The organism is Pseudomonas sp. p99-361 (assembly GCF_003935475.1).
Classification (GTDB): Bacteria; Pseudomonadota; Gammaproteobacteria; order Pseudomonadales; family Pseudomonadaceae; genus Aquipseudomonas; species Aquipseudomonas juntendi.
The window spans coordinates 15109-39918 of sequence record NZ_RHQO01000016.1 but is presented as its reverse complement, the minus strand read 5'-3'; the positions used below and the strand labels follow the sequence as shown (position 1 = coordinate 39918).

Genomic DNA, 24810 nt, shown 5'->3' with positions numbered 1-24810 from the left:
GCCGCTGATCACAGGATTCGGCTGGGCCTGTGCAAGCTCCTGTGCAGGCTTTCCGATCTGGGTCTCTTGGGTGAGTATCCGAACTCGGCCACCTTCCAAGTTTTCAATAAGCCACGCGGTGACCGATGAAGCGCTGTCAAAGATTAATCGACGGCGAAGAGTCTCCGTCTCTGTCCCCAGCTTCCTCATACTCCCAGAGTTGCTAAGCACCTGTGATCTGATCGCTGTAGCACCAGAGCGGCTGACTCCAGCGGATGAAACACTTGTCGTGAGAGAGCCACCAGTCGATATTCCTGGGTTCACGAAAGCGATGGTTTGGCATGGAAGAACAGAGCGAGATGAAGGACAACGATGGATACGGTCATTCATGATTGAAGCATACAGTCGCGAAGCCCTGTGACTATGCTAGATATCCAGTATTTGACACACCAGCTAGGGGTGGCGTACAGCTCGCACGATGAAGTCTACAAATGCGCGCACCCGAGCTGAGAGGTGCCGGTTCTGGGGATAAAGGATGGAGAACCGGCGAGTACGTCCGCCAGCACTGTGCAAAACCTCAACAAGTTCGCCCCGGTCGACGGCTGCTTGGGCGATGAAATGATAAATCTGAAATAGTCCCCCGCCTGCAATCGCCCAGTTGACACAGCCAAGCACGTCGTCATGAACCCGCTTCTGGCTTCGGAAGGTAAAGTCGATATCTTTGCCGGCCACGTCCCTGAAAATCCAGGGCATAGCCCGTCCAGTGCTTGGAAGCACGAACTGTAGACAGTCATGGTCATTCAGATCGGCCAGCGTCGACGGTGTTCCGCGCGCTTTTAAGTAGGAGGGGGCGGCAAAAACCCCCAGAGTGGCATCTTCAAGGGTGTGCGCAATTAGCCTGGAGTCTTGCGGAATGCCCAACCTGATGGCCAGATCAAATCCCTCATCGACAAAGTCCACCACGCGATTCGAGATACTCAGCTCGATCTCGACCTGGGGATACATCGCTTGAAATTCAGGCAGCAGAGGAAGCAGCCGGTAATGCGCATAGGGGGTGCCGACGCTAAGGCGTAGCACTCCACTGGGGACTTTTTGGTTTCCAGTAATTATTCGTTCCGCTTCCGCTATCTGCTCCAGCGCTTGCTGACACTGCTGCCGGTAAAGCTCGCCCTCAGTGGTTAGACGGATGTGTCGAGTTGTACGCGCAAAAAGCCGGACACCTAATCTCGCCTCCAGTCGGCTGATTGAGCGGCTGACCGATGCTGGCGTCAGCCCCAACACTTCGGCGGCGGCGGTGAAACTGCCGAGTTCCGCTGCTTTGCAGAACAGCTCGATGCTGCCCAGTTGGACGGGGTCAAAGGCTCTCATTTGTTCACCAGTGTAATTAATGAATTGCTTTCTTGCCAGTTTATCTGCATCAGTTCTATCAATACAGTTGGCTCACACAAGCGACCACTTTGGCCTTTAGCAAAAACTATCTTTTACCCACAGCAACGGACAGATCGTCATGAAATCGCTGTGCAAATCACTATTACTCGGATTGGCATTTGCTATTTCTGCTACTTCTCATGCTGCGCCCAAAGGCGAGGTACTGGTGCTGCTCTCCAGTGAAACCGAATTGCCCCTTCAGGACGGCAAGACTTTGCCGACGGGTTACTACCTCAATGAATTCGGCGTTCCCGCTGATGCTCTGTTACGTGCCGGTTACCAGTTAACGGTAGCCACTCCGAAAGGAAACCAGCCCAAGGCGGATCCGCGTTCTATTGATCCGGTTTACTTCGCCGGCAAGGCTGGCGAAATGCGCCGTATACAGGGTGGCGTTGAGAGTCTAACCGCGCCCGATCACGTCAGGTCTCTGGCTGAAGTAATGAAATCTGGACTAGGCCGCTATGACGGCGTTTTCATCCCAGGCCGGCACGCGGGGCTTATTGATCTCTCGAACAATCCAAAGGTCGGACAGCTGCTGCAGCATTTTCATGCGCAAGGCAAGCCGACTGCCCCAATCTGCCGTGGCCCGATCGCGCTTCTGGCTGCTCAGGATGATCCATGCAGCTATGAGCAGGCTCTGGTCAATAGCCGGCTGGATCAGGCGCGGAACTGGGCCTACAGCGGCTACCGTATGACGATCTTTTCAGATGCCGAAGAGAAGGTTTTTGAAGATTCGCTGAAAGGCGAAAAACTGCGCTACTACCCGGCAAAAGCGATGGCGCAGGCAGGTGGCCAGATGCAGTTTGCTGATGCATGGCAGCCCAAGGTTGTAGTGGATCGTGAGTTGATCACTGGCCAGACCCCCTTCTCCGACCATGCTCAAGCAACCGAGTTTATCAAATCACTGAACCAACATTGACCCCTGATTAATAGCTGAACAAAGGAAAACTTCATGGCTCCTAAAATTCTGATGATCGTGACGTCCAGCAGCCGTATGGGTAACACTGACAAGCCCACTGGCCTCTGGGCTGAAGAACTTGCCGTACCCTACTACGCGCTAGTCGATGCAGGTGCGTCGATAGTAATTGCCTCAACTGCCGGTGGCAAAGCGCCGATCGATGCCGGCAGTGTTAAAGCTAAAGGGGCGAACGATCCCGATGTTGAACGTATGTTGGCTGATGACTCGTTGCTGGCTCAGATCGAAAGGACATTCCCTGTCAGCGAGCTAAGAAGCGAAGATTTCGACGCCGTTTTCTTCCCGGGTGGCCACGGCACGATGTGGGATCTGCCTACCGATCAAAGTGTGAAGGTCGCGGTGGAGTCAGCTTTTGAAAATGGCCGGCTCATTGCATCGGTATGCCACGGCGCTGCCGGTCTGGTTTCTGCGGTTCGAAGCGATGGGCTGCCGATGGTACATGGCAAGCGCGTCAATTCATTCACCGATGCCGAAGAGGTTGAGGTTGGCCTGGCAGGCGTGGTGCCCTTTATGCTGGAGACTCGATTGCGGGAACTGGGCGGTGTTTTTGAAGGCGGCGATAACTGGCAACCCTTCGCCATTCGTGATGGCCAGTTGATTACCGGCCAAAACCCGCAGTCCTCAGCGAAGGTTGCCGAGATTCTGATTGAGGCGCTTGGTATCAAGGCCTGATAGTCAGACGAATAGCTCATTAAAGCGCTGCTACTCACTGAGGTGGGCAGCCTATGCCTATCGGCTTAACGGTGATGTCAAGTTTGACTCAGACACACATGTCGACATAACCGCTTTGAAGGATACCGTAATGACCGTTCATGTTTTTGCCACTTTACAACCTAAGCCAGAGTACCGAATTAATGTAGAGAAAGCTCTGCAAGCACTGGTGAAAGCCACACGAACCGAGTTGGGAAATATTAGTTACGATCTCTTCGTTTCCGATACAGATAGCGGTTTCTATCTGATTGAAAGCTACAGGGACGAAGCTGCTTTTAAGGCTCACAAGCTGACGGAGCACTATCTTGGCTACCGTGAAAAAACTACCGACTGGCTCCTTGAGCCAACCATGGTGAAAGTTCTCTATCCGTTAAACGCGAATCATAAAAAGTAAGAGCGGGAGCCGGCACATGCACAAAACCATTGTTCTGACTGCTTACCCCAGGGTTAGTCTGTCAATATTGTCCTGAAGGACAAATCTTCTTCACTACCTTGTCGGCTCTTGATGTGATCAAAGCCTAATTTATTAATCGCATGGTAGTACTTATCAGCCAAGGATTTTTATGTATAAGCCATCCAGAATGTATGTAGCACTGTCTCTTGTTGCGCTGATCTCTCATCCGGCATTCAGTGCTGAGGCCGGGGAGCCTTCGTCATTACCTGCAGCCCGATCTATAGGCGTGATCGAGCCAGTGGCGACTTTCTACGGCGCAATGCCGACCGGGGTCACTGTCAGCGAAACCGGTCGGATTTTCGTTAATTTTCCGCGCTGGGGCGACGAAGTTCCGTACACAGTCGCTGAGTGGCGAAACGGCAAGTCGGTACCTTATCCTAATGCTCAGATTAACCGCCAAGACAATACCCACCCTTCCGAGCGATTCCTGAGTGTTCAAAGTGTCGTTGCCGATGGGCGGGGGCGTCTTTGGGTACTTGATACAGCTGCTCCTGAGTTCTCTCGCCCAATTAGCGGTGGTGCCAAGCTAGTTGCTATTGATCTAGCTACCGACAAGGTGGTGAAAACTGTAATCTTGCCGTCGAATGTCATCGACGCTAGCACATATGTCAACGATGTACGACTCGATTTCCGCGTTGGGCGAGAAGGTGTTGCATATGTCACGGACTCATCACCGAGCGGCCAAGGCGGAATTATCGTTGTCGACCTTGCCACCGGGAAGGCGCTAAAACGATTGGTCGGCCATATTTCGACCTCGGCAGATGCAGAATTCGTGGCAATTGTTGAGGGTAAACAAATGCTTTTCCGAAATCCTGACGGTACTACTAAGCCTTTCACTATCGCGTCTGACGGTATCGCTCTTTCGCCAGATGGCACTACGCTCTATTACTCCCCGCTTACAAGCCGTCGTCTGTATAGCGTGCCTACAGCGCTCCTACGTGACCCTGCTGTTTCCGAGGAGAGACTAGCTGCTGCTGTAATCGACTTGGGTGACAAGGGTGCCTCGGATGGCTTGGAAGCTGACGCTGCCGGAAACATTTACGCAAGCGACTATGAGCATAATGCTATCCATCGTCTCGATTCCCATGGCCGCTGGAGCACCGTTGTACAAGATCCACGCGTGCTTTGGCCTGATACTTTGTCAATAGGCCCTGACGGCTACCTGTACTTTACTGCCAACCAGTTACATAGACAAGCTGGTTTCAATGAGGGTGTTGACGTACGCCAAAAACCTTATGTTATTTATCGTACTCCTGCAAAGAATGGCCCGGCTCCCACTCGCTAATCTTCCAACTTTCGAGATTCGTTGACGGTGAGGCCATGTACGGCACTCACCACTCCGGACGATCCGTAAGGGCCTAGCAGCACGGCATCATGTGCAGGCTTTACCAGGTAGTAGTTATCCGAAGATACTGCCGGGGGGAGGTTGTTGACTCTCGTGCCCCCCAAATTCATTTTACCTCGGCCTCGATGGGATGGATCGTGGCCCATTCTTTGAAGTGCTCGATGAACGCTCGCACAGGTGGGGCCATATTCTCCCTAGAGGGGTACACAGCATAGACGCCTACATTCGGTTCCACATTCCAATCAGGCAACGCCTCGACCAACCTACCTGATACAAGATCGGGCTTGACATGCCAGTCTGCCAAGAGCGCGATGCCATGGCCATCCAACGCCATCTGCCTGACGACCTCCGCCTGGCTCGATTCGAATCGGCGTTTAATCTTGATCGATTGCTGACTACCACCTTTGGACAGTGACCAATTAACCTCTTTCCCGACAATGAGACCTTCCAAATTCGTAAGATCTCTGGGCAACCGTGGTACCCCGACCTTGTCCCAATACACGGGCGCAGCGCAGATGACTCGCCGCGAATCGCTTATACGCTGTGCAATCATGGAAGAATCCGCCAACACTCCATGACGGATGGCCAAATCAAAGCCCTTTGCAACAACATCGACGACCTGGTCGGTAGGGTGAAGATCTACTACAACCTTCGGATAGGCAGCTAGAAAGCTGCTCAGCACGCGAGCAAGGTAGCCCTGTGCGAATGTGGCAGAAGCTGTGATACGTAAAGATCCTGAGACGTCCTGTGCTTCAGAAAAAGTCCGCTCCGCCTCCATGACGCCATCCAGTATCTGCCTGGCAAACCGTTGGAGCTTTTCGGCATCAGCGGTTGGACTCAATTTCCGAGTCGTTCTGTTAAAAAGCCTTCGCCCTAGTCGATCCTCAAGGGCAAGCAATTTCTTGCTCCCGCCCGCCGCTGTGAGACCCAGTCGCTGCGCCGCCGCACGGATGGTTCCCTCCTCATAAACGGCAAGAAACAAGCGAAGCTCATCAAGGGAGTCGAGCATAAAAATTAACAACTTTTAAGACCGAATGAAGCAACAAGAATAGCATATTCGCGAATTTGCATTGCTGATAGATTTTGGGTTTTCAAGCGGAGCGATAATCGATGCAAGCAATCGTGATAAACCAGCACGGCCAGTCGGATGTATTTGAAGAAATAGAAACAGCTCGCCCTTCAGCACGCCCAGGCCACGTCGTCATTGATGTTATGGCCACCAGTGTCAACCCGGTTGATACCAAGATTCGCAGCGGGAGCGAAGGCACCGCAGGTCTCACCTTTCCCGCCATCCTGCATATGGACGTCTCTGGCATCATCAGTTCGGTGGGTGAAGGCGTTAGCCAATTCAAGGTGGGGGATGAGGTCTATGGATGCGTCGGAGGCATCGTGGGCATTCCTGGCGCCTTGGCGGAGCAAGTTGAAGCAGACGCAAGATTAATCGCTCTCAAGCCCGCCTCATTGAATTTTGCTGATGCGGCGAGTCTTCCGCTCGTGGCAATCACCGCCTGGGAAGCTTTGATTGATCGGGCCTCCATCCAGCCAGATGATGCAGTCTTGATTCATGGCGGAACGGGTGGCGTCGGCCACATCGGCATTCAGCTGGCAAAACTCATGGGAGCCCGTGTTGCCACTACAGTCTCGAATGTACAGAAAGCAGAGATTGCCCGCTCCCTGGGCGCCGACGATGTCGCCTTTTACCGAGAAGAATCGCCAGAAGAATACACCCGCCGTATTACCAACGGCTCTGGCTTTGACACAGTGTTCGATACGCTCGGTGGCACAGTGCTCACAAACTCGCTGAAGGCTGCCAAGCTCAAGGGCCATGTCATATCCATCATCGGCTATGACACTTACGACCTCACAGATATGCATTTCAAGGCACTACGGCTGGACTTGGTCTTCATGGCTGTATCAATCATCCATGATCTTGACCGTAGTCATCACGGCAAGATTCTCACAAAGCTGAGCAGATTAGTGGATCGCGGGTTAGTCAAGCCCCTTATCGACGAACGACACCCATTCACAGCTGAGGGTGTAAAGGCAGCTCATGCCCGCCTGGAGTCCGGAGAGGCTATAGGTAAAGTCGTCATCACTCGGTAAACCGGTTTCCCCCTTGGAGCAAGATCATATGCCTAACAATTTACCCATTGTGATTATCGCAAGATTGAAAGCGGAAGAAGGTCTGGAAGAAGACCTGTTAACCGAGCTCCGCAGCTTGGTCGAGGCCTCTAAAAAAGAAGAGGGATGTATTCAGTACGTCCTACATAAATTAGAGGGTGTACCTACCGACTTCATGATTTATGAAATCTGGAAAAGTCAGAAAGCTTTGGATGAGCACACGCTGCAGCCGCACTATCAAAATTTTTCTTTCAAAGCTGCGAGTATGCTGGCCGAGCAACCGACCATCGATAAGTTTGAGCAAGCCTTCTAGCAGTAAGATCTCGAAAGTCCTCCCTTGCGGATGATCATGACCAAATCCTCCGCAAGGGATCACCAGTAAAAATCAAGCGATAGACGTCCGGTCGTTGGCCAAGTGTACGCTCGCCTCAAGTTGGCTGGCGTTAAGCCAACAACAATGAGCGCCGTCGCAGAGACGTGGACTTTCGATTTGTCTCGGGTGGGTTAGCAAGATGCGTCCGAAACAAACCGCTAATAGAGATCTTCCGCCGCGAATGATTCGGCGTACGCGAAAACGCAAAAACGGCAACATCTGGGTTGCTTACTACTACGACGGGAGGGACGAAGATGGCAGGCGTCGAGAGATACCTTTGGGTAACGACCTGGACATCGCCAAAGTAGAATGGGCGAAGCTCGACAGGAAGGCCATTCCAAAGATAACGCGCTTGATGGGTCAGCTATTTGATCGCTATGAAAGGGATGTCATCCCGGGTAAAAAGCCGCGAACCCAGAAGGACAACCTGGCTGAGCTCAAACAGTTGCGCAAAGCCTTCGATGATGCCCCGATGGAGCTGATTACACCTCAAATACTTGCTCAGTATCGAGATCGACGGACAGGCAAGGTTAGGGCGAATCGAGAGATCGCCCTTCTCTATCACATTTTCAACATGGCAAGGGAGTGGGGCATTACTGACCGCCCAAACCCAGCGACCGGTATCCGCAAGAACAAGGAGACTCCTAGGGACTTCTATGCTGGGCCGGCGATCTGGGATGCTGTCTACGAATACGCCGCTCCTGAATTGCGCGATACCATGGACCTGGGCTATTTGACCGGGCAACGCCCAGCGGACGTGCTCGCCACTCGAGCCTCGGACGTGGTTGATGGTTACCTACAATTCGCCCAAGGCAAAACGACGAAAAAGCTGAGGATACGTCTTGGCACGGAAGCAGAGACCAGCCAGTTGGGGGTACTGGTTGAGCGCCTTCTGAGCCAACGCAAGGCGCGAGGGGTTCGCAACCCTTAGCTAATCGTGACAGAGGACGGCCGCAACGTGACGCAAGCGATGCTGCGCCTTCGCTTTGACGATGCGAGATCCAAGGCCGCCGCCAAAGCGATGGAAGACCTTGATAGCGTCCTGGCCGATAGCATTCGTCAATTCCAGTTTCGCGATATCCGGCCCAAAGCAGCGAGCGAAATTGAAGGCCTGGCGCACGTGAGTAGACTACTAGGACATACCGATAAGCGGATCACGCAGACCGTTTACCGCCGCGTCAGAGAGATCGTGAAACCAACCCGATGAAACCTTTTTTGCGAAAGAGTTGCGGAACACCATCGAAAAGTTGCGGAACACTTGGCCTTTTCAGCGTCGAGTTTTCCGCCCCTCAGAAACGCAAAAAGCCCTGAATAATCAGGGCTTTGAATATGGCGGAAGCGTAGAGATTCGAACTCTAGGATAGTTGCCCATCGACGGTTTTCAAGACCGTTGCCTTAAACCACTCGGCCACGCTTCCAGCTCGTTTGCGGCCGCCATAATACCGTAATGAAACAAGCTGTCAAACTCTCTGTGTCGCGGGTTGCAATGGCTCTGGTAGACTCCCAGCATCTGAACGTTCGAAACCACAGGTTTACCAAGGAGTGTCGCCATGCGCGAACAGGATTATGCCGTACATCACGGCCAGCAGGTCGAGCAGCAGGAGATCAGCAAGGTCCTGCGCAACACGTACAGTCTGCTGGCGCTCACCCTCGCCTTCAGCGGCGTCATGGCCTTCGTTGCCCAGCAAATGCGTGTCGGCTACCCGAACGTGTTCGTGGTGCTGATCGGCTTTTACGGGCTGTTCTTCCTGACCAACAAGCTGCGTGATTCGGCCTGGGGCCTCGTCTCCACCTTCGCCCTCACCGGCTTCATGGGCTTCATTCTCGGCCCAATCCTCAACCGCTACCTGGGCATGGCCGGTGGTGCCGAGGTTGTCAGTTCGGCATTTGCCATGACTGCCCTGGTGTTCGGTGGTCTGTCGGCTTACGTACTGATTACCCGCAAGGACATGAGCTTCCTCAGTGGCTTCATCACTGCCGGCTTCTTCGTGCTGCTGGGTGCGGTCGTGGCCAGCTTCTTCTTCCAGATCAGCGGCCTGCAACTGGCGATCAGCGCTGGCTTCGTGCTGTTCTCGTCGGTGTGCATCCTGTTCCAGACCAGCGCGATCATTCACGGTGGTGAGCGGAACTACATCATGGCCACCATCAGCCTGTATGTGTCCATCTACAACCTGTTCGTCAGCCTGCTCCAGCTGTTTGGCATCATGGGGCGTGATGACTGATTGTTGTAGGTTGTGAGAAAGCCCGCTTCGGCGGGCTTTTTTGTGGGTGTGGGAAAGGCATGCCGGTGTTCGCCTTTAGCATAGGTTAACCGGCGCAGCAGTGCACATTCGCGGCGGGCGGTTTTTGACTGAAAAGTCAGGTAATTAGGCGTAGGGTCGCCGATCATGTCGGCATCGTGCTTTGCTCTACCGCAATCTGCCTTCACCCCGTAGAATGCGCTCCTTTTTTCTTCAGGGGCAGCTTTCAGCCATGAGCACACATGAACACAGCCCAGCAGCATCGGCCCCCGCCAATGAGCTGGTGCTTGGCCTCGAGGACAAGCCTCGGCTGCTGATCGGGCTGCTGGCGGCGCTGCAACACCTGCTGGCGATCATCGTGCCGATCGTGACGCCCGGGCTGTTGATCTGCCAGGCGCTGGGGGTGTCCGCGCGGGACACCAACCTGATCGTCTCCATGTCGCTGGTAATCTCCGGTATCGCCACATTCGTGCAGTGCAAGCGCTTCGGGCCGTTTGGCGCCGGGTTGCTGATCGTGCAGGGCACCAGCTTCAACTTCGTGGGCCCGCTGATTGCCGGGGGTGCGCTGATGGTCAAGCAAGGCACGCCAGTCGAAGGTGTGATGGCCGCCATCTTTGGCGTGGTCATCGCTGGCTCGTTCGTCGAAATGGGCGTTTCGCGCATCCTGCCCTTCGTCAAACGCCTGATCACCCCGCTGGTCACCGGCATTGTCGTGCTGATGATCGGCCTGACGCTGATCAAGGTCGGCCTGATCAGTATGGGTGGCGGCTTCGGTGCCATGGCCAATGGCACCTTCGCCAATGGCGAGAACCTGCTGTTGTCGGGTGTGGTGCTGGCCATTATCGTGATCCTCAACCGTATTCCGGTGGTGTGGATGCGCAGCTGTGCCATCGTTATTGCCCTGGCGGTCGGCTATGCGCTGGCGGGCTATATGGGCCGCCTGGACTTCACCGGTATGCACGAGGCCGCGCTGTTTCAGGTACCGACGCCGCTGCACTTCGGCCTGAGCTTCTCGTGGGCACTGTTCATTCCGATGCTGGTGATCTACCTGGTGACGTCGCTGGAAGCCATTGGTGACGTGACCGCCACGAGCAAGGTGTCGCGCCAGCCAGTCGAAGGCCCGGTATGGATGCAGCGGATCAAGGGTGGCGTGTTGGTCAACGGCGCCAACTCGCTGTTGGCGGGCTTGTTCAACACCTTCCCGAGTTCAATCTTTGCGCAGAATAACGGCGTGATTCAGCTAACCGGTATTGCCAGCCGCCATATCGGCATGTGGATTGCCGTAATGCTGGTGATATTGGGGCTGTTCCCCAGTGTTGCCGGGGTGATTCAGGCGGTGCCAGAGCCGGTGCTGGGGGGTGCGGCAATGGTCATGTTTGGCGCGGTTGCAGCGTCGGGCATCAATATTCTGGCCAGCACCCGCCTGGACCGGCGTGCGCTGCTGATCATTGCCGTGTCGTTGGCGCTGGGCCTGGGTGTGGCGCAGGTGCCGGAGTTCCTGGCGCATATGCCGGCGGCGGTGCGCCATGTGCTGGAGTCGGGGGTGGCGACCGGTGGCATCTGTGCCTTGGTGCTGAACTGGTTCCTGCCGGAGAGCAAGGAACAGGCTTGAGGCCTGTTCCCTTCTGACAGGGCCTTGCGCAATCCCTGTAGGAGCGGCCTTGTGTCGCGATGGGCTGCAAAGCAGCCCCAGCAATTTGTGCATTTGCGCTGAAGCCCCGGGCTGCTTTGCAGCCCATCGCGACACAAGGCCTCCTACAAAAGCCCGCGCCCGCATGCACAAGCGGGCGCGGGCTTTTTTGCTTTATCATGGCGGTATTCCTTTGCATGAGTTACCCATGAAATTCGCTATCGCGGTGTTCTCCCCGGCCCATGCGCCCTCCTCGCGGCGCGCCTTGCGCTATGCCGAGGCGGTGCTGGCCGGCGGGCATGAGATTGCCCGGCTGTTCTTCTATCAGGACGGGGTACACAGTGCCTCGGCCAACGTGGTCGCGCCCCAGGATGAAGTGGACGTGGCCGCGCAGTGGCGTGCCTTTATCGAGACCCACCAGCTGGATGCCGTGGTGTGCATCGCCGCCGCCTTGCGCCGTGGCGTGCTCGACGAGGCCGAGGCCAACCGCTATCAGCGCCCGGCCGTGAACCTGCCCAGGCCATGGGAGTTGTCCGGCCTGGGGCAACTGCACGAGGCCGCGCAAGTCGCCGACCGCCTTGTCTGCTTTGGAGGCGACTGAAATGGCCAAATCCTTGTTGATCATCAGCCGCCAGGCGCCGTGGAACGGCCCATCTGCCCGCGAGGCGCTGGACATCGCCCTGGCCGGTGGCGCGTTCGACCTGCCGCTGGGCATGCTGTTCCTCGACGATGGCGTGTTCCAGCTGGCGCCATACCAGCAACCTGCCGCCGTGCAACATAAGAACCTGGCCGCCAACCTGCAGGCGTTGCCGATGTTCGGCGTCGAAGAACTGTTCGCCTGCAACCACAGCCTCACCCGCCGTGGCCTGGCCGCCGACAGCCTGGCACTGCCAGTGCAAGTGCTGGATGACGCGGCACTGACCGCACTGATCGCCCGTTTCGACCAGGTGGTAACGCTCTGATGACGACCCTGCACGTAATTGCCCACTCCCCGTTCGGCGACGAGCGCCTGGCCAGTTGCCTACGCCTGCTTGGCGCGCACGACGCCCTGCTGCTGTGCGGCGATGCGGTGTACGCCCTGCGCAGCGGCAGCGAAGCGTACCGCCAGTTGCAAGCCGCCAGCCTGGCCCAGCGCCTGTTCGCCCTGGACGAAGACCTGCAAGCCCGCGCGGTCGGCAACGACCTGGCCAAGGCCGTGGACTACGCCGGGTTCGTCGAACTGTCGCTGCACTACGACAAGGTCAACAGCTGGCTATGAATACCCTCACCGTTGCCGATCAGGCGATCGCCCTGGACAAGGACGGCTTCCTGGTCGACCTGCAAGACTGGTCCCATGCAGCCGCCGAGGCCCTTGCCGAGCGCGAGGGCATTGCGCTGACCGCGGACCACTGGGAAATCCTCGAACTGCTGCGGCAGTTCTACCAGGAGTACCAGCTGTCCCCGGCCACCCGCCCACTGATCAAGTACACCGCCCTGAAGCTAGGCCCTGACAAGGGCAATAGCCCGCACCTGAACCGCCTGTTCAATGGCACCCCCGCCAAACTTGCCGCCAAGCTGGCGGGCCTGCCCAAGCCGACCAATTGCATATGACCCTGCCACCCTTGAACCAAGCCCGCCCGCTGACCCTGGAAACTCCGGCCGAACACCCGTTCGCTGAATTCGTGCGCATTCTTGGCAAAGGCAAGCGCGGCGCGCGCGGCCTTACCCGCGAGGAAGCACGGGCTGCCATGACCCTGCTGCTGGAAGGCAAGGTCGAGGACACCCAGCTGGGCGCCTTCCTGATGCTGCTGCGGCACAAGGAAGAAAGCGCCGAAGAGCTGGCCGGCTTCACCGAAGCGCTACGCGGCCACCTGCAGGCCCCGCGCATTGCCGTGGACCTGGACTGGCCAACCTACGCTGGCAAGAAGCGCCACTTACCCTGGTACCTGCTGGCCGCCAAATGCCTGGCCGGCAATGGTATTCGTATCCTGATGCATGGCGGCGGTGCACACACAGCCGGGCGCCTGTATACCGAGCAGCTGCTCGGCCTGTTGCATATCCCCCTGTGCCGCGACTGGGCAGCGGTCGACACCGCGCTGGGCCAGCATCAGCTGGCGTTTTTCCCTTTGCACGACTGGGCGCCGCAACTGCAGCGCATGATCGACCTGCGCAACACCCTGGGCCTGCGCTCGCCTATCCACTCCCTGGCGCGGGTGCTCAACCCGCTGGGCGCGCGTTGCGGCCTGCAAAGCATCTTCCACCCCGGTTACCAGGCGGTGCACCGCGAGGCTAGCCGCCTGCTGGGCGACCATGCCGTGGTGATTAAGGGCGATGGCGGCGAGATCGAGGTCAACCCGGACGTCATCAGCCACCTCTACGGCACCACTGCCGGCGTAGCCTGGGATGAGGAATGGCCGGCGCTCAGCGAGCGCCGTCACGTCAAGCCCGCCACGCTGCAACCGGAGCATTTGCTCGCCTTCTGGCGTGGTGAAGTGCAAGACAGCTACGGAGAGAAAGCGCTGATCGCGACCATGGCCTTGGCACTGCGTGGCCTTGAGCAGACCCGGGAGCAGGCCTTCACCAATGCGCAGACCTATTGGGACAACCGTGATAGATCGATTTAGTCGATAACACTACCCCGATCTTTGCGCTATTTCTTCGAACGATCTGGCCTAGACTGGGCTCCAACGACAAACCCTTTGTTCCAGGAGCTCACCATGGGCCTTTTGATCGACGGCCGCTGGCATGATCAGTGGTATGAAAACGGCAAGGACGGCACCTTCAAACGCGAAAACGCCCAGCGCCGCCATTCGTTGCCCGCCCCCGAAGCCGGCCGTTACCACCTGTACGTGTCGCTGGCCTGCCCTTGGGCCCACCGCACGTTGATCTTCCGCGCCATCAAAGGCCTGGCGCCGTTGATCGACGTTTCGGTAGTGAGCTGGCTGATGCAAGACCATGGCTGGACCTTCGACCAGCAGCAAGGCTCCAGCGGCGATCACCTCGATGCACTGCAGTACCTGCATCAGCGTTATACCCAGGACGACCCGCACTACACCGGCCGGGTGACAGTACCCGTGCTGTGGGACAAGAAAGAGAAACGCATCGTCAACAATGAGTCGGCTGAGATCATTCGCATTTTCAACAGCGCGTTCAACGCGTTGACCGGCAACACCCTCGACCTGTACCCAGCGCCGCTGCGCCCGGCCATCCAGGCGCTGAATGAACGTATCTATCCGGCGGTGAACAACGGCGTCTATCGCGCCGGCTTCGCGACTACGCAGGAGGCCTACGAGGCGGCGTTCGATGACGTGTTCAACGAGCTGGATCATCTGGAAGATCTGTTAGGCCGCAATCGCTACCTGGCGGGCGAATACCTGACTGAAGCCGATGTGCGCCTGTTCACCACGCTGGTGCGCTTCGACGCCGTGTATCACGGGCACTTCAAGTGCAACCTGCGGCGCCTCAGCGATTATCACAACCTGTCGAACTGGCTGCGTGAGCTGTACCAGTGGCCGGGGGTGGCGGGGACGGTGGATATGGAGCATATCCAGAAGCACTATTACATGAGCCACAAGACCATCAACCCGAACGGGATCGTGCCTAAGGGGCCGTTGCAGGATTTCAACCAGCCGCATGATCGGGAGCGGTTGGTGGGTAAAGGGATTTGGCAGGGTTGAGGCACTGGGGGCTGCTTTGCAGCCCATCGCGACACAAGGCCGCTCCTACAGCGCAGTGCCTTGGTGTAGGAGCGGCCTTGTGTCGCGATGGGCCGCAAAGCGGCCCCGGCGGGTTCAGCTGTTCTGCGAACCTTCAAACCAGGCCAGCTTGTCGCGCAACTGCACCACTTCCCCAACAATCACCAGGGTCGGCGCATGCACTTCATGCTGGGCCACCAGCTCCGGCAAATCCGCCAAGGTACCGGTGAACACCCGCTGGTTACGCGTAGTGCCCTGCTGCACCAGGGCCGCCGGGGTACTGGCCGCACGCCCATGGCGAATCAGCTCTGCGCAGATCGTAGGCAAGCCCACCAAACCCATGTAGAACACCAGGGTCTGCGACGGCGCTACCAGGTCGTTCCATGGCAGGTTGCTGGTGCCATCCTTGAGGTGCCCGGTCACGAAGCGCACCGACTGGGCATGGTCGCGATGGGTCAATGGAATGCCGCCATAGGCGGAACAGCCACTGGCCGCCGTAATACCCGGAACCACCTGGAAGGGGATGCCATGCTCGGCCAGCTCTTCGATCTCTTCGCCACCGCGCCCAAAGATGAACGGGTCGCCGCCCTTCAGGCGCAGCACGCGTTTGCCTTGCTGGGCCAGGTCAACCAACAGGCGGTTGATCTGGTCCTGCGGTACGGCGTGATCAGCGCGGCGCTTGCCAACGTAGATACGCTCGGCATCACGCCGGCACATATCGATGATCGCCGGGGCCACCAGGCGGTCATACAGCACCACGTCGGCCTGCTGCATGAGGCGCAAGGCGCGAAAGGTGAGCAGGTCCGGGTCGCCTGGGCCCGCACCAACCAGGTACACCTCGCCCCCCTGCTGCACCGGTGCGCCCTCCACCATCGCCTGCAACAGGCGTTCGGCTTCGGCGCCCTGCCCGGCCAGCTGGCGCTCGGCGATCGGGCCCTGGAACACGCTCTCCCAGAAGCCACGGCGCTGGTTCACATCCGGATACAAGGACTTGACCTTGTGCCGGAACCGCGCCGCCAGCCCGGCCAGCTCACCGTAGGCAGCCGGGATCCAGGCTTCCAGCTTGGCGCGAATCAGACGCGCCAGCACCGGAGCGTCCCCGCCACTGGACACCGCAATCACCAACGGTGAACGGTCGACAATCGCCGGGAAGATCACCGTGCACAAGGCCGGCGCGTCCACCACGTTGACTGGCAGGCTGACGGCCTGCGCATCAGCCGACACCTGCGCGTTCAGCCCAGGGTCGTCAGTGGCGGCGATCACCAGCCGGCACCCGACCAGGTCGGCGGCCTGGTAGCCACGCACCAGCACCTCACCGCCACCTTCCCGGGCCAACGCAGCCAACTGGCCGTCGACGTCCGGCGCCACCACGCGCAGCACACTCCCGGCATCCGCCAGCAAGCGCGCTTTGCGCAAGGCGATCTCACCGCCGCCGACGACCAGAACACGGCCGCCCTGCAGCTTGTGGAACAGCGGCAGATAATCCATTTAGCGGATGACCTCGACGCCGCCCATGTAAGGCTTCAGCACCTCTGGTACGCGGATCGAGCCGTCGGCCTGCTGGTAGTTTTCCAGCACCGCAACCAAGGTACGGCCAACCGCCAGGCCGGACCCGTTGAGGGTGTGTACCAGTTCCGGCTTGCCGGTTTCCGGGTTGCGCCAGCGGGCCTGCATGCGGCGCGCCTGGAAGTCGCCGCAGTTGGAGCACGAGCTGATTTCACGGTACTTGTCCTGGCTCGGCACCCACACTTCCAGGTCATAGGTTTTCACCGCGCCGAAACCCATGTCGCCGGTGCACAGGGCCAGCACGCGGTACGGCAGCTCCAGCAGCTGCAGCACGCGCTCGGCGTTGGCCGTCAGCCCTTCCAGGGCTTCCATCGACTTCGCCGGCTCCACCACCTGCACCATCTCGACCTTGTCGAACTGGTGCTGGCGGATCATGCCGCGGGTATCCCGGCCAGAAGCGCCCGCTTCACTGCGGAAGCACGGGGTGTGGGCAACCAGCTTCAGCGGCAGTTGCTTGGCATCCAGAATCGCGCCTGCCACCAGGTTGGTCAGCGACACCTCGGCAGTCGGGATCAGGTAGAAGTCAGCCTCGCCTTCGCGGGTGATCTTGAACAGGTCTTCTTCGAACTTCGGCAACTGGCCAGTGCCCTGCAGCGCTGGGGCCTGCACCAGGTACGGGGTGTAGTGTTCCTCGTAACCGTGCTCGCCGGTGTGCAGGTTGATCATGAACTGCGCCAGGGCGCGGTGCAGGCGGGCAATCGGCCCGCGCAGCACGGCAAAGCGTGCGCCGGACAGCTTGGCGGCGGCTTCGAAGTCCAGGCCACCGCTGAGTTCACCCAAGGCAACGTGGTCCTTGATGTCGAAATCGAAGGTTTGCGGGGTGCCCCAACGGCGCACTTCAACGTTGTCGTCTTCGCTGGCACCGACCGGTACGCTGGCATCCGGCAAGTTGGGGATGGTCAGCAGGATGCCGTCGAGCTCGGCCTGGATCTCGTCCAGCTCGGCCTTGCCGGCCGCCAGCTCATTGGCCATGCGCTCGACATCGGCCATCAGTGGGGCGATGTCCTCGCCCTTGGCCTTGGCCTGGCCGATGGACTTGGAACGGGCGTTACGCTCGGCCTGCAGCTGCTCGGTACGGGTCTGCACCGCCTTGCGGCGTTCTTCCAGTGATTCGATGCGCGCGACATCCAGGCTGAAGCCACGGGAGGCCAGGCGATCCGCCACTTCCTGAAGTTGGCCGCGTAACAGTTTGGAATCGAGCATATCGTTCTCTCGTTATAGGTAGGTGTTGGTTCAGAAACGGGTCAGGGACAGGCCGGCCCAGGTCGCGAGCAGCCCGCCCACTACGCTGATACTGGTATAGCCCAAGGCCAGCGGCACTTGCCCGCTTTCCATCAGGCGCACGGTATCGAGCGAAAAAGAGGAAAAAGTTGTTAGGCCACCAAGGAAGCCGACGATCAAGCCGGCGCGCAACTCAACCGGCGCCAGTGGCTTGTGCAGGAACAAGCCGTAGAGCAGGCCGATCAGCAGGCAGCCAACCAGGTTGACCGCCAGCGTACCGGCATAGAAGTGCCGTGGCCAGTGGGCGGTGACCCAATTGGCGGTGGCAAAGCGCAGCAACGTACCGGCGACGCCCCCGGCACTTACGGCAGCGATCAAGGCAATCATGGTTTTCTCCGCTGACGGGGGCTGTTGCGGTCCAGGTCGGCCAGGTGGCGCAGCTTCTCGCCGATTTTCAGTTCCAGGCCGCGCGGCACCGGCTGGTAATACTGGCGCGGCTCGAGTGCATCGGGGAAGTAGTCCTCACCGGCCGCATAGGCGTCGGGCTCGTCATGGGCGTAGCGGTACTCGTCGCCATAACCCAGTTGCTTCATGAGCTTGGTGGGCGCATTGCGCAAGTGCAGTGGCACTTCCAGCGAGCCATGCTCGGCGGCTTCGCGCAGGGCGGTCTTGAAGCCCATGTACACCGCGTTGCTCTTCGGCGCACAGGCCAGGTAGGTGATGGCCTGGGCCACCGCCAGCTCGCCTTCGGGGCTGCCCAGGCGCTCTTGTACATCCCAGGCGGCCAGGCACAAGCCGAGCGCCCGCGGGTCGGCGTTGCCAATGTCTTCGCTGGCCATGCGCACCACACGGCGGGCGATGTACAGCGGGTCGCAGCCGCCGTCGAGCATGCGCGCGAACCAGTACAGGGCGCCGTCCGGGTTGGAGCCGCGTACCGATTTGTGCAGCGCGGAAATCTGGTCGTAGAAGGCTTCGCCGCCCTTGTCGAAACGGCGACGGCTGTCGCCCAACAGGCTCTGCAGCATCTCGACGTCGATTTCACTGCCGTCTTCGGCCAGGTCCGAGGCATTTTCGAGAAAATTGAGCATGCGCCGGCCATCGCCGTCTGCGGCGGCCAGCAGCATCTTGAAGGCATCGTCGCCCACCCGCAGGTTGCGCTTGCCCAGGCCACGCTCCTCGGTGAGGGCGCGGTCGACCAGCTTGCGCAACGCCGCCTCGTCCAGGCTTTTGAGCACATACACCCGCGCCCGCGACAACAGTGCGTTGTTAAGCTCGAACGAGGGGTTTTCGGTGGTGGCGCCAATGAACAGCAGGGTGCCGTCTTCCACGTAGGGCAAGAAGGCATCCTGCTGCGACTTGTTGAAGCGGTGCACCTCGTCGACGAACAGAATGGTGCGGCGGCCGTATTGCCCTGCCTGCTGCTTGGCAACCTCCACCGCCTGGCGAATTTCCTTGACCCCGGCCAGTACCGCCGACACGGTTTCGAAATGCGCATCACAGAACTGCGCCAGCAGCCGCGCCAGGGTGGTCTTGCCTACCCCTGGCGGGCCCCAGAAGATCATCGAGTGCAGCGCGCCTTGCTCCAATGCCTCGCGCAACGGTTTGCCGCGCGCCAGCAGGTGCTCCTGGCCTACGTACTCGTCCAGGTTGGACGGGCGCAGGCGGGCCGCCAGAGGCTGGGCGACAGGTTCGCTTCGAAACAGGTCCATGGCGAGCTCTGGTTACTCCTTGATCACGTCCGCGCCTTTGGGAATGTCGAACTTGAACCTGCTGTCCGGCACCGCCTGGTTGGCCTTGACGCCATTGAACAGGATGTTGGTGCGCTGGCCGACGCTGTCGATCAGCTGCATGTCATTGATCAGGCCCTTGCGGAACGACACGCGCAGCGAGTCGAACAAGGTGTCCTTGGTTTTCGGCTTGAGGGTGAAGTCCATCACTTCGCCCTGCTCCTTCGAAGTGATGTCGAAGCTCTGGCTGATTTTCGACACATCACCCGACAGCAGCAGCGCCGGAGTCTGGTTCAGGCGCACGTCGAGCTTCTTGATGGTGGCCTGTTCCAGGTCCGGGTCCCACAGGGTGACGTTCTTGCCGTCCGACACCACCACTTGCTCCTGCGGTGCGTCAGTATGCCAGTAGAACAGGCCCGGACGCTTGACGGTCATCTTGCCCGAGGTTTCCTGCAGGCTGGTGCCATCGGCGCCCAAGGTCAGCTGCGAGAAATTGGCCTCGATGGTCTGTGACTTTTCCAGCAACTGGGTCAGGCGTTGCACATCCTGCTCACCGGCATAAGCGGTAACCGAGCCCAGGGTCAGGGCAGAAACCAACAGCATGCGAATCGCGCGCATGGGAATCCTCATTGAGCATTGAAAAGGCCGGGCACCAACACTGGCGCCCGGCAGGGTGTTCATCAGTCGCGCGGGCCGCCTGGGGCAATTACTTCCCGCGAGCCGTTGCTGTTCATCGGGGTAACGACGCCGGCCATTTCCATCGACTCGATCATGCGGGCGGCACGGTTGTAGCCGATCTTCAGTTTGCGCTGTACCGCAGAAATGGAAGCACGACGGCTCTCGAGCACGAACTGCACCGCTTCATCATACAGCGCATCGGTTTCGGCATCGTCACCATCACCTCCACCGCCGCCGCCGTCGAAGCCGCTGCCGGCTTCTTCCACGCCATTGAGAATGTCGTCGTTGTAGTCTGGGGCGCCGCGCAGCTTCCACGCCTCGACCGTGCGGTGCACCTCGTCGTCGGAAACGAACGCGCCATGCACCCGGATCGGCAGGCTGGTGCCCGGCGGCATGTACAGCATGTCACCGTGGCCCAGCAGTTGTTCGGCACCGCCCTGGTCGATGATGGTCCGCGAGTCGATCTTGCTCGACACCTGGAAGGCCATGCGGGTCGGGATGTTGGCCTTGATCAGACCGGTGATCACGTCCACCGACGGGCGCTGGGTGGCGAGGATAAGGTGAATGCCCGCCGCACGCGCTTTCTGCGCGATACGGGCGATCAGTTCTTCGACCTTCTTGCCGACAATCATCATCATGTCGGCGAATTCGTCGACCACCACCACGATGGTCGGCAGGGTTTTCAGCGCCGGCGGCTCGTCGTCCATGCTTTCGCGGCGGTACAGCGGGTCGTGGATGATTTCCCCGGCTTCCTGGGCGTCCTTGATCTTGCGGTTGAAGCCGGCCAGGTTACGCACCCCCATGGCCGCCATCAGTTTGTAGCGGCGCTCCATCTCGGCCACGCTCCAGCGCAGGGCGTTGGCGGCGTCCTTCATGTCGGTGACCACCGGGCACAACAGGTGCGGAATGCCTTCGTAGATCGACAGCTCGAGCATTTTCGGGTCGATCATGATCAGCCGCGCGTCTTCCGGGCTGGACTTGAACAGGATCGACAGGATCATCGCGTTGACCCCCACCGACTTACCGGAACCCGTGGTACCGGCCACCAACAGGTGGGGCATCTTGGCCAGGTCGGTAATCACCGGCTTGCCGCCAATGTCGTGGCCCAGGGCCAGGGTGACAGGGGACTTCTGCTCGTCGTACTGCGGCGTGGCCAGCACTTCGGAGAAACGCACCATCTGGCGGTTTTCGTTGGGGATCTCGATACCCACGGTGGTCTTGCCGGGGATGACCTCGACCACACGCACGCTGGTCACCGCCAGCGACCGCGCCAAGTCCTTGGCCAGGTTGGCGATACGGCTGACCTTGACGCCAGCGGCAGGCTGGATTTCGTAACGGGTGATCACCGGGCCTGGGTGGATGGAGTCCACCGAGACCTCAACGCCGAACTCCTTGAGCTTGATTTCCAGCAGCTGACCGACACCGGCCAGGGATTCTGGCGAGTACTCGATCTTCTTCTGTTCGGCCGGGTCGAGGATGGATATCGACGGCAGCGTGCCCTCCACGGCGCTGTCGATGAACAGCGGCGTCTGCTTCTCTTTCATCACCCGCTTGCTCGGCTCTGGCACCTTGTCTGCGGCCGGGGGCACGATGGTTGGCGTGGACGACGGCACACGGGCAAGGCTTGGCTCGCGGGGCGGCACCACCGGCTCGCGGGCCAGGGCCGGTTCGCGCACCGGGGCAACGGGCTCGCGCCCGAGGGTCGGCTCGCGGGGCTCGACCACCGCTGCCGGCGCCTCTTCACGCTTGAAGATGCGCTCACGCAGCGCCGGTTTGGCGGGTTCGCGTTTCTCGGCGACCGTTGGCGCGGCCTTCACTACAGGCTCATCCTCACGCAACTGCGCTTCAAGGCGCTTGCGTTCGTTGCGGGCTTCCCACCAGCGATTGGCGGCGCCCTGCACCAGTTCGAACAGGTCGAGGGTGATCTTGCCCGTCAGGTCCATCACCTTGAACCACGACAGGTCGGTGAACACGGTCAGGCCGAACAGGAACAGGGCGATGAACATCAGCGTACTGCCCTGCACGTTCAGCAGGTTGCGCGCCAGGTCGCCAAGGCTTTCGCCCAGGGCGCCGCCGGCAGAAAACGGCAAGCTCGCAGGCGAATGGAAGTGGATGTGCGCCAGCGCGGCCCCCGACAGCACCAGGAACACCAGGCCGATCAGCCGCCAGGAAAACAGCCAGCCGCTCCAGTCCCAGGGCTGATGGCGCTGGCGGAAGATCTGCCAGGTTTTCACCGCCAGCAGCAGCGGGAAGATATAGGCGAAGTAACCCAACACCATGAACAGGATGTCGGCAAAGTAGGCACCGGCACGCCCGGCGGCGTTCCGCACCTGGTCGACGGTGGCGGTGTGGCTGAAGCCCGGATCCGAGGTGTCGTAGGTCAGCAGCGCCATCCACAGGTACAGGCACAGAGCGCCAACGGCGATCAACGCACCTTCCTTGAGGCGATAATGCAGCTGCTGCCGCCACAGGGGCACGGGCAAGGGAGCTGGGGTTGCGGTGGATTTCTTCAAAACACGTCTATTCCTGCGCGTGTTGCGCGTCCAATAGTGCTCGGCCGGCAGTGCGGCCAATGAATCACTACTTTTAACATTACTGCCCGCCCACTGCCATGACGGCGCGCCGTAAGGCGCTCAAGCGGGGGCGACTTTCACATGCCTGCAATTTGAGCACGCATTTTCTTTCGTGACAAAGGCTTATGCTGTGTTTTTGCACAGGTATGACAGCAAATGTAGCGGATGGTGCCTGTGGTTTCATCAATGGGCAGGAAATTGCCCGGATTCCGCGGCCGTGCCGGCCCTGGCCGCCGCTGCCGGCGCTCAGCCATTGACCCTGCCGGGCGCGCACGCCATGCTGCCCGCTCCCCTCCCCCACCGCACGATAGACCATGCTCACCTGGCTGACCCGCGACTCGCTGACCTTCCCGCCCCTGGAAAAGGCCCTGCACGAACCCAACGGCCTGCTCGCCGCCGGCGGCGACCTGAGCCCCGAACGGCTGGTGCAGGCCTACCGCCATGGCTGCTTCCCCTGGTACCAGGACGGCCAGCCGATCCTGTGGTGGTCACCCGACCCGCGCACGGTGTTGCTGCCCGACCAGCTTCACGTATCGCGCTCGCTGGCCAAGCTGATGCGCCAGGGGCGCTATCAGGTCAGTTTCGACAGCGACTTCCCGGCGGTGATCGACGCCTGCGCCGCCCCCCGCGATTACGCCGACGGCACCTGGATCACCGATACCATGCGCAACGCCTACTGCGAACTGTACCGTCGCGGCATTGCCCACTCGGTCGAAGTACGCCAGCACGGCGAACTGGTCGGCGGCCTGTACGGCCTGGCCATGGGCCAGTTGTTCTTCGGCGAATCGATGTTCAGCCGCGCCGACAACGCCTCCAAGGTCGGTTTCGTGACCCTGGTCGAGCACCTGCGCCAGGCCGGCTTCGTACTGATCGATTGCCAGATGCCTACCAACCACCTGCACAGCCTCGGCGCCCATGCCATCAGCCGCGCCGAGTTCGCCCGCTACCTGGCCCGCCACCTCGACCAGCCCAACAGCGCGACCTGGGTGGTTGCCTAGGCGGTTTTCCCTGGCTGGCTTACACTTAGAACAAAGTCTCACCGAGGGGTTGATCATGACAGAGTTGGCGCGGTTGAAGTTCTATGCCACTCAACCCCACTCCTGCAGTTACCTGCCCGACGAGCAGGCAACCACGCTGTTCCTCGACCCCAGCCAGCCGATGGACGTAAACGTCTATGCCGACTTGTCGGACATGGGTTTTCGCCGCAGTGGCGACCACTTGTATCGCCCCCACTGCCAGAACTGCAACGCCTGCGTACCGGCGCGCATTCCCGCGGCCCGCTTCATTCCCAACCGCCAGCAGCGGCGCATTCTCAAGCGCAATGCCGACCTCAGCGTGAGCGCAGCGCGGCCGGCGTTCAAGGAAGAGTACTTCGAGCTGTACCGGCGTTATATCGAAACCCGCCATGCCGACGGTGACATGTACCCACCCAGCCGCGACCAGTTTTCCACCTTCCTGGTGCGGGACCTGCCCTTCTGCTGGTTCTACGAATTTCGCCTGGCCGGCCGGCTGATGGCAGTGGCCGTGTGCGACGTGCTGCCCAATGGCCTGTCAGCGGTCTACACCTTCTACGAGCCTGACGAAGAGCGCCGCAGCCTGGGCCGTTTCGCCATTCTCTGGCAAATCGGCGAAGCCCTGCGCAAGGATCTGGAGGCGGTGTACCTGGGCTACTGGATCAAGAACTGCAAGAAGATGAACTACAAGACACAGTATCGGCCCATCGAATTGTTGATAAACCAGCGCTGGGTCACCCTCAACTGAAAGCATTGGCTTGACACACAGTTTTCCGGCATAATCCACGCCACTTTTTTGCCCGGTGCGGATATGCGTCGGGCCAACACTGGACACCGAGGGCTCAACTGCATGTCGAAAGAAGACAGCTTCGAAATGGAAGGTACTGTCGTCGACACCCTGCCCAACACCATGTTCCGCGTGGAGTTGGAAAACGGGCACGTCGTAACCGCGCACATCTCCGGAAAGATGCGCAAAAACTACATCCGTATTCTCACTGGCGACAAGGTTCGCGTCGAGCTGACGCCTTATGACCTGAGCAAGGGCCGCATCACCTACCGTGCGCGCTAAGCTCCAGCCATGAAAAAGCCCGGCCAAGTGCC

At 59.6% G+C, this 24810-nt stretch carries 25 protein-coding genes, 1 tRNA gene and 1 pseudogene; 18 read left to right on the top strand and 9 right to left on the bottom strand.

Annotation, left to right across the window (positions count from 1 at the left end):
- Positions 1–432 precede the first annotated feature (432 nt).
- The gene (locus EGJ22_RS09900) at positions 433–1347 is read right to left on the bottom strand and encodes a LysR family transcriptional regulator (RefSeq protein ID WP_029885015.1); all 915 of its coding nucleotides are present in this window, start codon (positions 1345–1347) and stop codon (positions 433–435) included.
- Between the two features lie 139 nt (positions 1348–1486).
- Here EGJ22_RS09900 and EGJ22_RS09895 point away from each other — a divergent pair, with 139 nt between their 5' ends.
- The 4 genes from EGJ22_RS09895 to EGJ22_RS09880 all read left to right on the top strand — a co-directional run bounded on the left by EGJ22_RS09895 (position 1487) and on the right by EGJ22_RS09880 (position 4833).
- On the top strand, positions 1487–2326 hold the full coding sequence (locus EGJ22_RS09895) for a type 1 glutamine amidotransferase domain-containing protein (protein ID WP_029885016.1): 840 nt from the start codon (positions 1487–1489) through the stop codon (positions 2324–2326).
- 33 nt (positions 2327–2359) lie between these two features.
- Positions 2360–3055 carry a type 1 glutamine amidotransferase domain-containing protein gene (locus EGJ22_RS09890; RefSeq protein ID WP_029885017.1) on the top strand — a complete coding sequence of 232 codons (696 nt, stop codon included), beginning with the start codon at positions 2360–2362 and terminating at the stop codon, positions 3053–3055.
- 130 nt (positions 3056–3185) lie between these two features.
- Positions 3186–3488, top strand: a complete 303-nt coding sequence (locus EGJ22_RS09885) for a putative quinol monooxygenase (protein ID WP_029885018.1) — start codon at positions 3186–3188, stop codon at positions 3486–3488.
- A gap of 169 nt (positions 3489–3657) precedes the next feature.
- Positions 3658–4833 carry an L-dopachrome tautomerase-related protein gene (locus EGJ22_RS09880; protein ID WP_080709154.1) on the top strand — a complete coding sequence of 392 codons (1176 nt, stop codon included), beginning with the start codon at positions 3658–3660 and terminating at the stop codon, positions 4831–4833.
- 166 nt (positions 4834–4999) lie between these two features.
- Here the strand turns inward: EGJ22_RS09880 and EGJ22_RS09875 are convergent, their stop codons facing one another.
- Positions 5000–5902, bottom strand: a complete 903-nt coding sequence (locus EGJ22_RS09875) for a LysR family transcriptional regulator (RefSeq protein WP_050492165.1) — start codon at positions 5900–5902, stop codon at positions 5000–5002.
- Between the two features lie 101 nt (positions 5903–6003).
- On the opposite strand from EGJ22_RS09875, the gene EGJ22_RS09870 reads away from it, so the two are divergent.
- The 3 genes and pseudogenes from EGJ22_RS09870 to EGJ22_RS09860 all read left to right on the top strand — a co-directional run bounded on the left by EGJ22_RS09870 (position 6004) and on the right by EGJ22_RS09860 (position 8594).
- On the top strand, positions 6004–6996 hold the full coding sequence (locus EGJ22_RS09870; RefSeq protein ID WP_029885020.1) for a zinc-binding dehydrogenase: 993 nt from the start codon (positions 6004–6006) through the stop codon (positions 6994–6996).
- A gap of 28 nt (positions 6997–7024) precedes the next feature.
- A complete protein-coding gene (locus tag EGJ22_RS09865; RefSeq protein ID WP_050492166.1) occupies positions 7025–7327 on the top strand; it encodes a putative quinol monooxygenase in 303 nt (100 codons plus the stop codon).
- 199 nt (positions 7328–7526) lie between these two features.
- A pseudogene (locus EGJ22_RS09860) lies at positions 7527–8594 on the top strand (integrase).
- Positions 8595–8717: 123 nt separating this feature from the next.
- On the opposite strand, the gene EGJ22_RS09855 reads toward EGJ22_RS09860, so the two are convergent.
- Positions 8718–8805, bottom strand: a tRNA-Ser gene (locus EGJ22_RS09855).
- 132 nt (positions 8806–8937) lie between these two features.
- Between EGJ22_RS09855 and EGJ22_RS09850 the strand changes: the two genes are divergently transcribed.
- The 8 genes from EGJ22_RS09850 to EGJ22_RS09810 all read left to right on the top strand — a co-directional run bounded on the left by EGJ22_RS09850 (position 8938) and on the right by EGJ22_RS09810 (position 14913).
- Positions 8938–9609 carry a Bax inhibitor-1/YccA family protein gene (locus tag EGJ22_RS09850; protein WP_003251184.1) on the top strand — a complete coding sequence of 224 codons (672 nt, stop codon included), beginning with the start codon at positions 8938–8940 and terminating at the stop codon, positions 9607–9609.
- A 250-nt stretch (positions 9610–9859) separates the two neighbouring features.
- Positions 9860–11239 carry a nucleobase:cation symporter-2 family protein gene (locus EGJ22_RS09840; protein ID WP_029887840.1) on the top strand — a complete coding sequence of 460 codons (1380 nt, stop codon included), beginning with the start codon at positions 9860–9862 and terminating at the stop codon, positions 11237–11239.
- Positions 11240–11465: 226 nt separating this feature from the next.
- Positions 11466–11858, top strand: coding sequence for a sulfurtransferase complex subunit TusD (tusD, locus tag EGJ22_RS09835; RefSeq protein ID WP_029887839.1), 393 nt, complete (start codon positions 11466–11468; stop codon positions 11856–11858).
- A 1-nt stretch (position 11859) separates the two neighbouring features.
- The gene (gene tusC, locus EGJ22_RS09830; RefSeq protein ID WP_029887838.1) at positions 11860–12219 is read left to right on the top strand and encodes a sulfurtransferase complex subunit TusC; all 360 of its coding nucleotides are present in this window, start codon (positions 11860–11862) and stop codon (positions 12217–12219) included.
- Positions 12219–12515 carry a sulfurtransferase complex subunit TusB gene (gene tusB, locus EGJ22_RS09825; protein ID WP_029887837.1) on the top strand — a complete coding sequence of 99 codons (297 nt, stop codon included), beginning with the start codon at positions 12219–12221 and terminating at the stop codon, positions 12513–12515. Before tusC ends, tusB begins: the two co-directional genes overlap by 1 nt.
- Positions 12512–12847, top strand: a complete 336-nt coding sequence (locus tag EGJ22_RS09820; RefSeq protein WP_029887836.1) for a TusE/DsrC/DsvC family sulfur relay protein — start codon at positions 12512–12514, stop codon at positions 12845–12847. Before tusB ends, EGJ22_RS09820 begins: the two co-directional genes overlap by 4 nt.
- An 11-nt stretch (positions 12848–12858) precedes the next feature.
- Positions 12859–13860 carry a glycosyl transferase family protein gene (locus EGJ22_RS09815; RefSeq protein WP_029887835.1) on the top strand — a complete coding sequence of 334 codons (1002 nt, stop codon included), beginning with the start codon at positions 12859–12861 and terminating at the stop codon, positions 13858–13860.
- 93 nt (positions 13861–13953) lie between these two features.
- Positions 13954–14913, top strand: coding sequence for a glutathione S-transferase family protein (locus tag EGJ22_RS09810; RefSeq protein ID WP_029887834.1), 960 nt, complete (start codon positions 13954–13956; stop codon positions 14911–14913).
- A 114-nt stretch (positions 14914–15027) separates the two neighbouring features.
- Here the strand turns inward: EGJ22_RS09810 and cysG are convergent, their stop codons facing one another.
- The 6 genes from cysG to EGJ22_RS09780 form a co-directional block, all read right to left on the bottom strand.
- Positions 15028–16419 (bottom strand): siroheme synthase CysG, encoded by a 1392-nt coding sequence (gene cysG / locus EGJ22_RS09805; RefSeq protein WP_029887833.1) that lies wholly within the window; start codon positions 16417–16419, stop codon positions 15028–15030.
- Positions 16420–17700, bottom strand: a complete 1281-nt coding sequence (serS, locus tag EGJ22_RS09800; RefSeq protein ID WP_009683105.1) for a serine--tRNA ligase — start codon at positions 17698–17700, stop codon at positions 16420–16422.
- A gap of 30 nt (positions 17701–17730) precedes the next feature.
- Positions 17731–18105: a fluoride efflux transporter CrcB gene (crcB, locus tag EGJ22_RS09795; protein ID WP_009683106.1), complete on the bottom strand. Its 375-nt coding sequence runs from the start codon at positions 18103–18105 to the stop codon at positions 17731–17733.
- On the bottom strand, positions 18102–19427 hold the full coding sequence (locus tag EGJ22_RS09790; protein WP_029887832.1) for a replication-associated recombination protein A: 1326 nt from the start codon (positions 19425–19427) through the stop codon (positions 18102–18104). The genes crcB and EGJ22_RS09790 overlap by 4 nt, the downstream gene beginning before the upstream one ends.
- Positions 19428–19439: 12 nt before the next feature.
- Positions 19440–20063 carry an outer membrane lipoprotein chaperone LolA gene (lolA, locus tag EGJ22_RS09785; protein WP_009683108.1) on the bottom strand — a complete coding sequence of 208 codons (624 nt, stop codon included), beginning with the start codon at positions 20061–20063 and terminating at the stop codon, positions 19440–19442.
- A gap of 62 nt (positions 20064–20125) precedes the next feature.
- Positions 20126–22687 carry a DNA translocase FtsK gene (locus EGJ22_RS09780; protein WP_371921041.1) on the bottom strand — a complete coding sequence of 854 codons (2562 nt, stop codon included), beginning with the start codon at positions 22685–22687 and terminating at the stop codon, positions 20126–20128.
- Between the two features lie 323 nt (positions 22688–23010).
- Here EGJ22_RS09780 and aat point away from each other — a divergent pair, with 323 nt between their 5' ends.
- From aat to infA, 3 genes are all read left to right on the top strand, one after another.
- A complete protein-coding gene (gene aat, locus EGJ22_RS09775) occupies positions 23011–23694 on the top strand; it encodes a leucyl/phenylalanyl-tRNA--protein transferase (RefSeq protein ID WP_125920186.1) in 684 nt (227 codons plus the stop codon).
- A 55-nt stretch (positions 23695–23749) separates the two neighbouring features.
- Positions 23750–24457 (top strand): arginyltransferase, encoded by a 708-nt coding sequence (locus tag EGJ22_RS09770; RefSeq protein WP_009683113.1) that lies wholly within the window; start codon positions 23750–23752, stop codon positions 24455–24457.
- 102 nt (positions 24458–24559) lie between these two features.
- Positions 24560–24778: a translation initiation factor IF-1 gene (gene infA, locus EGJ22_RS09765; protein WP_002553999.1), complete on the top strand. Its 219-nt coding sequence runs from the start codon at positions 24560–24562 to the stop codon at positions 24776–24778.
- Positions 24779–24810: the final 32 nt, after the last annotated feature.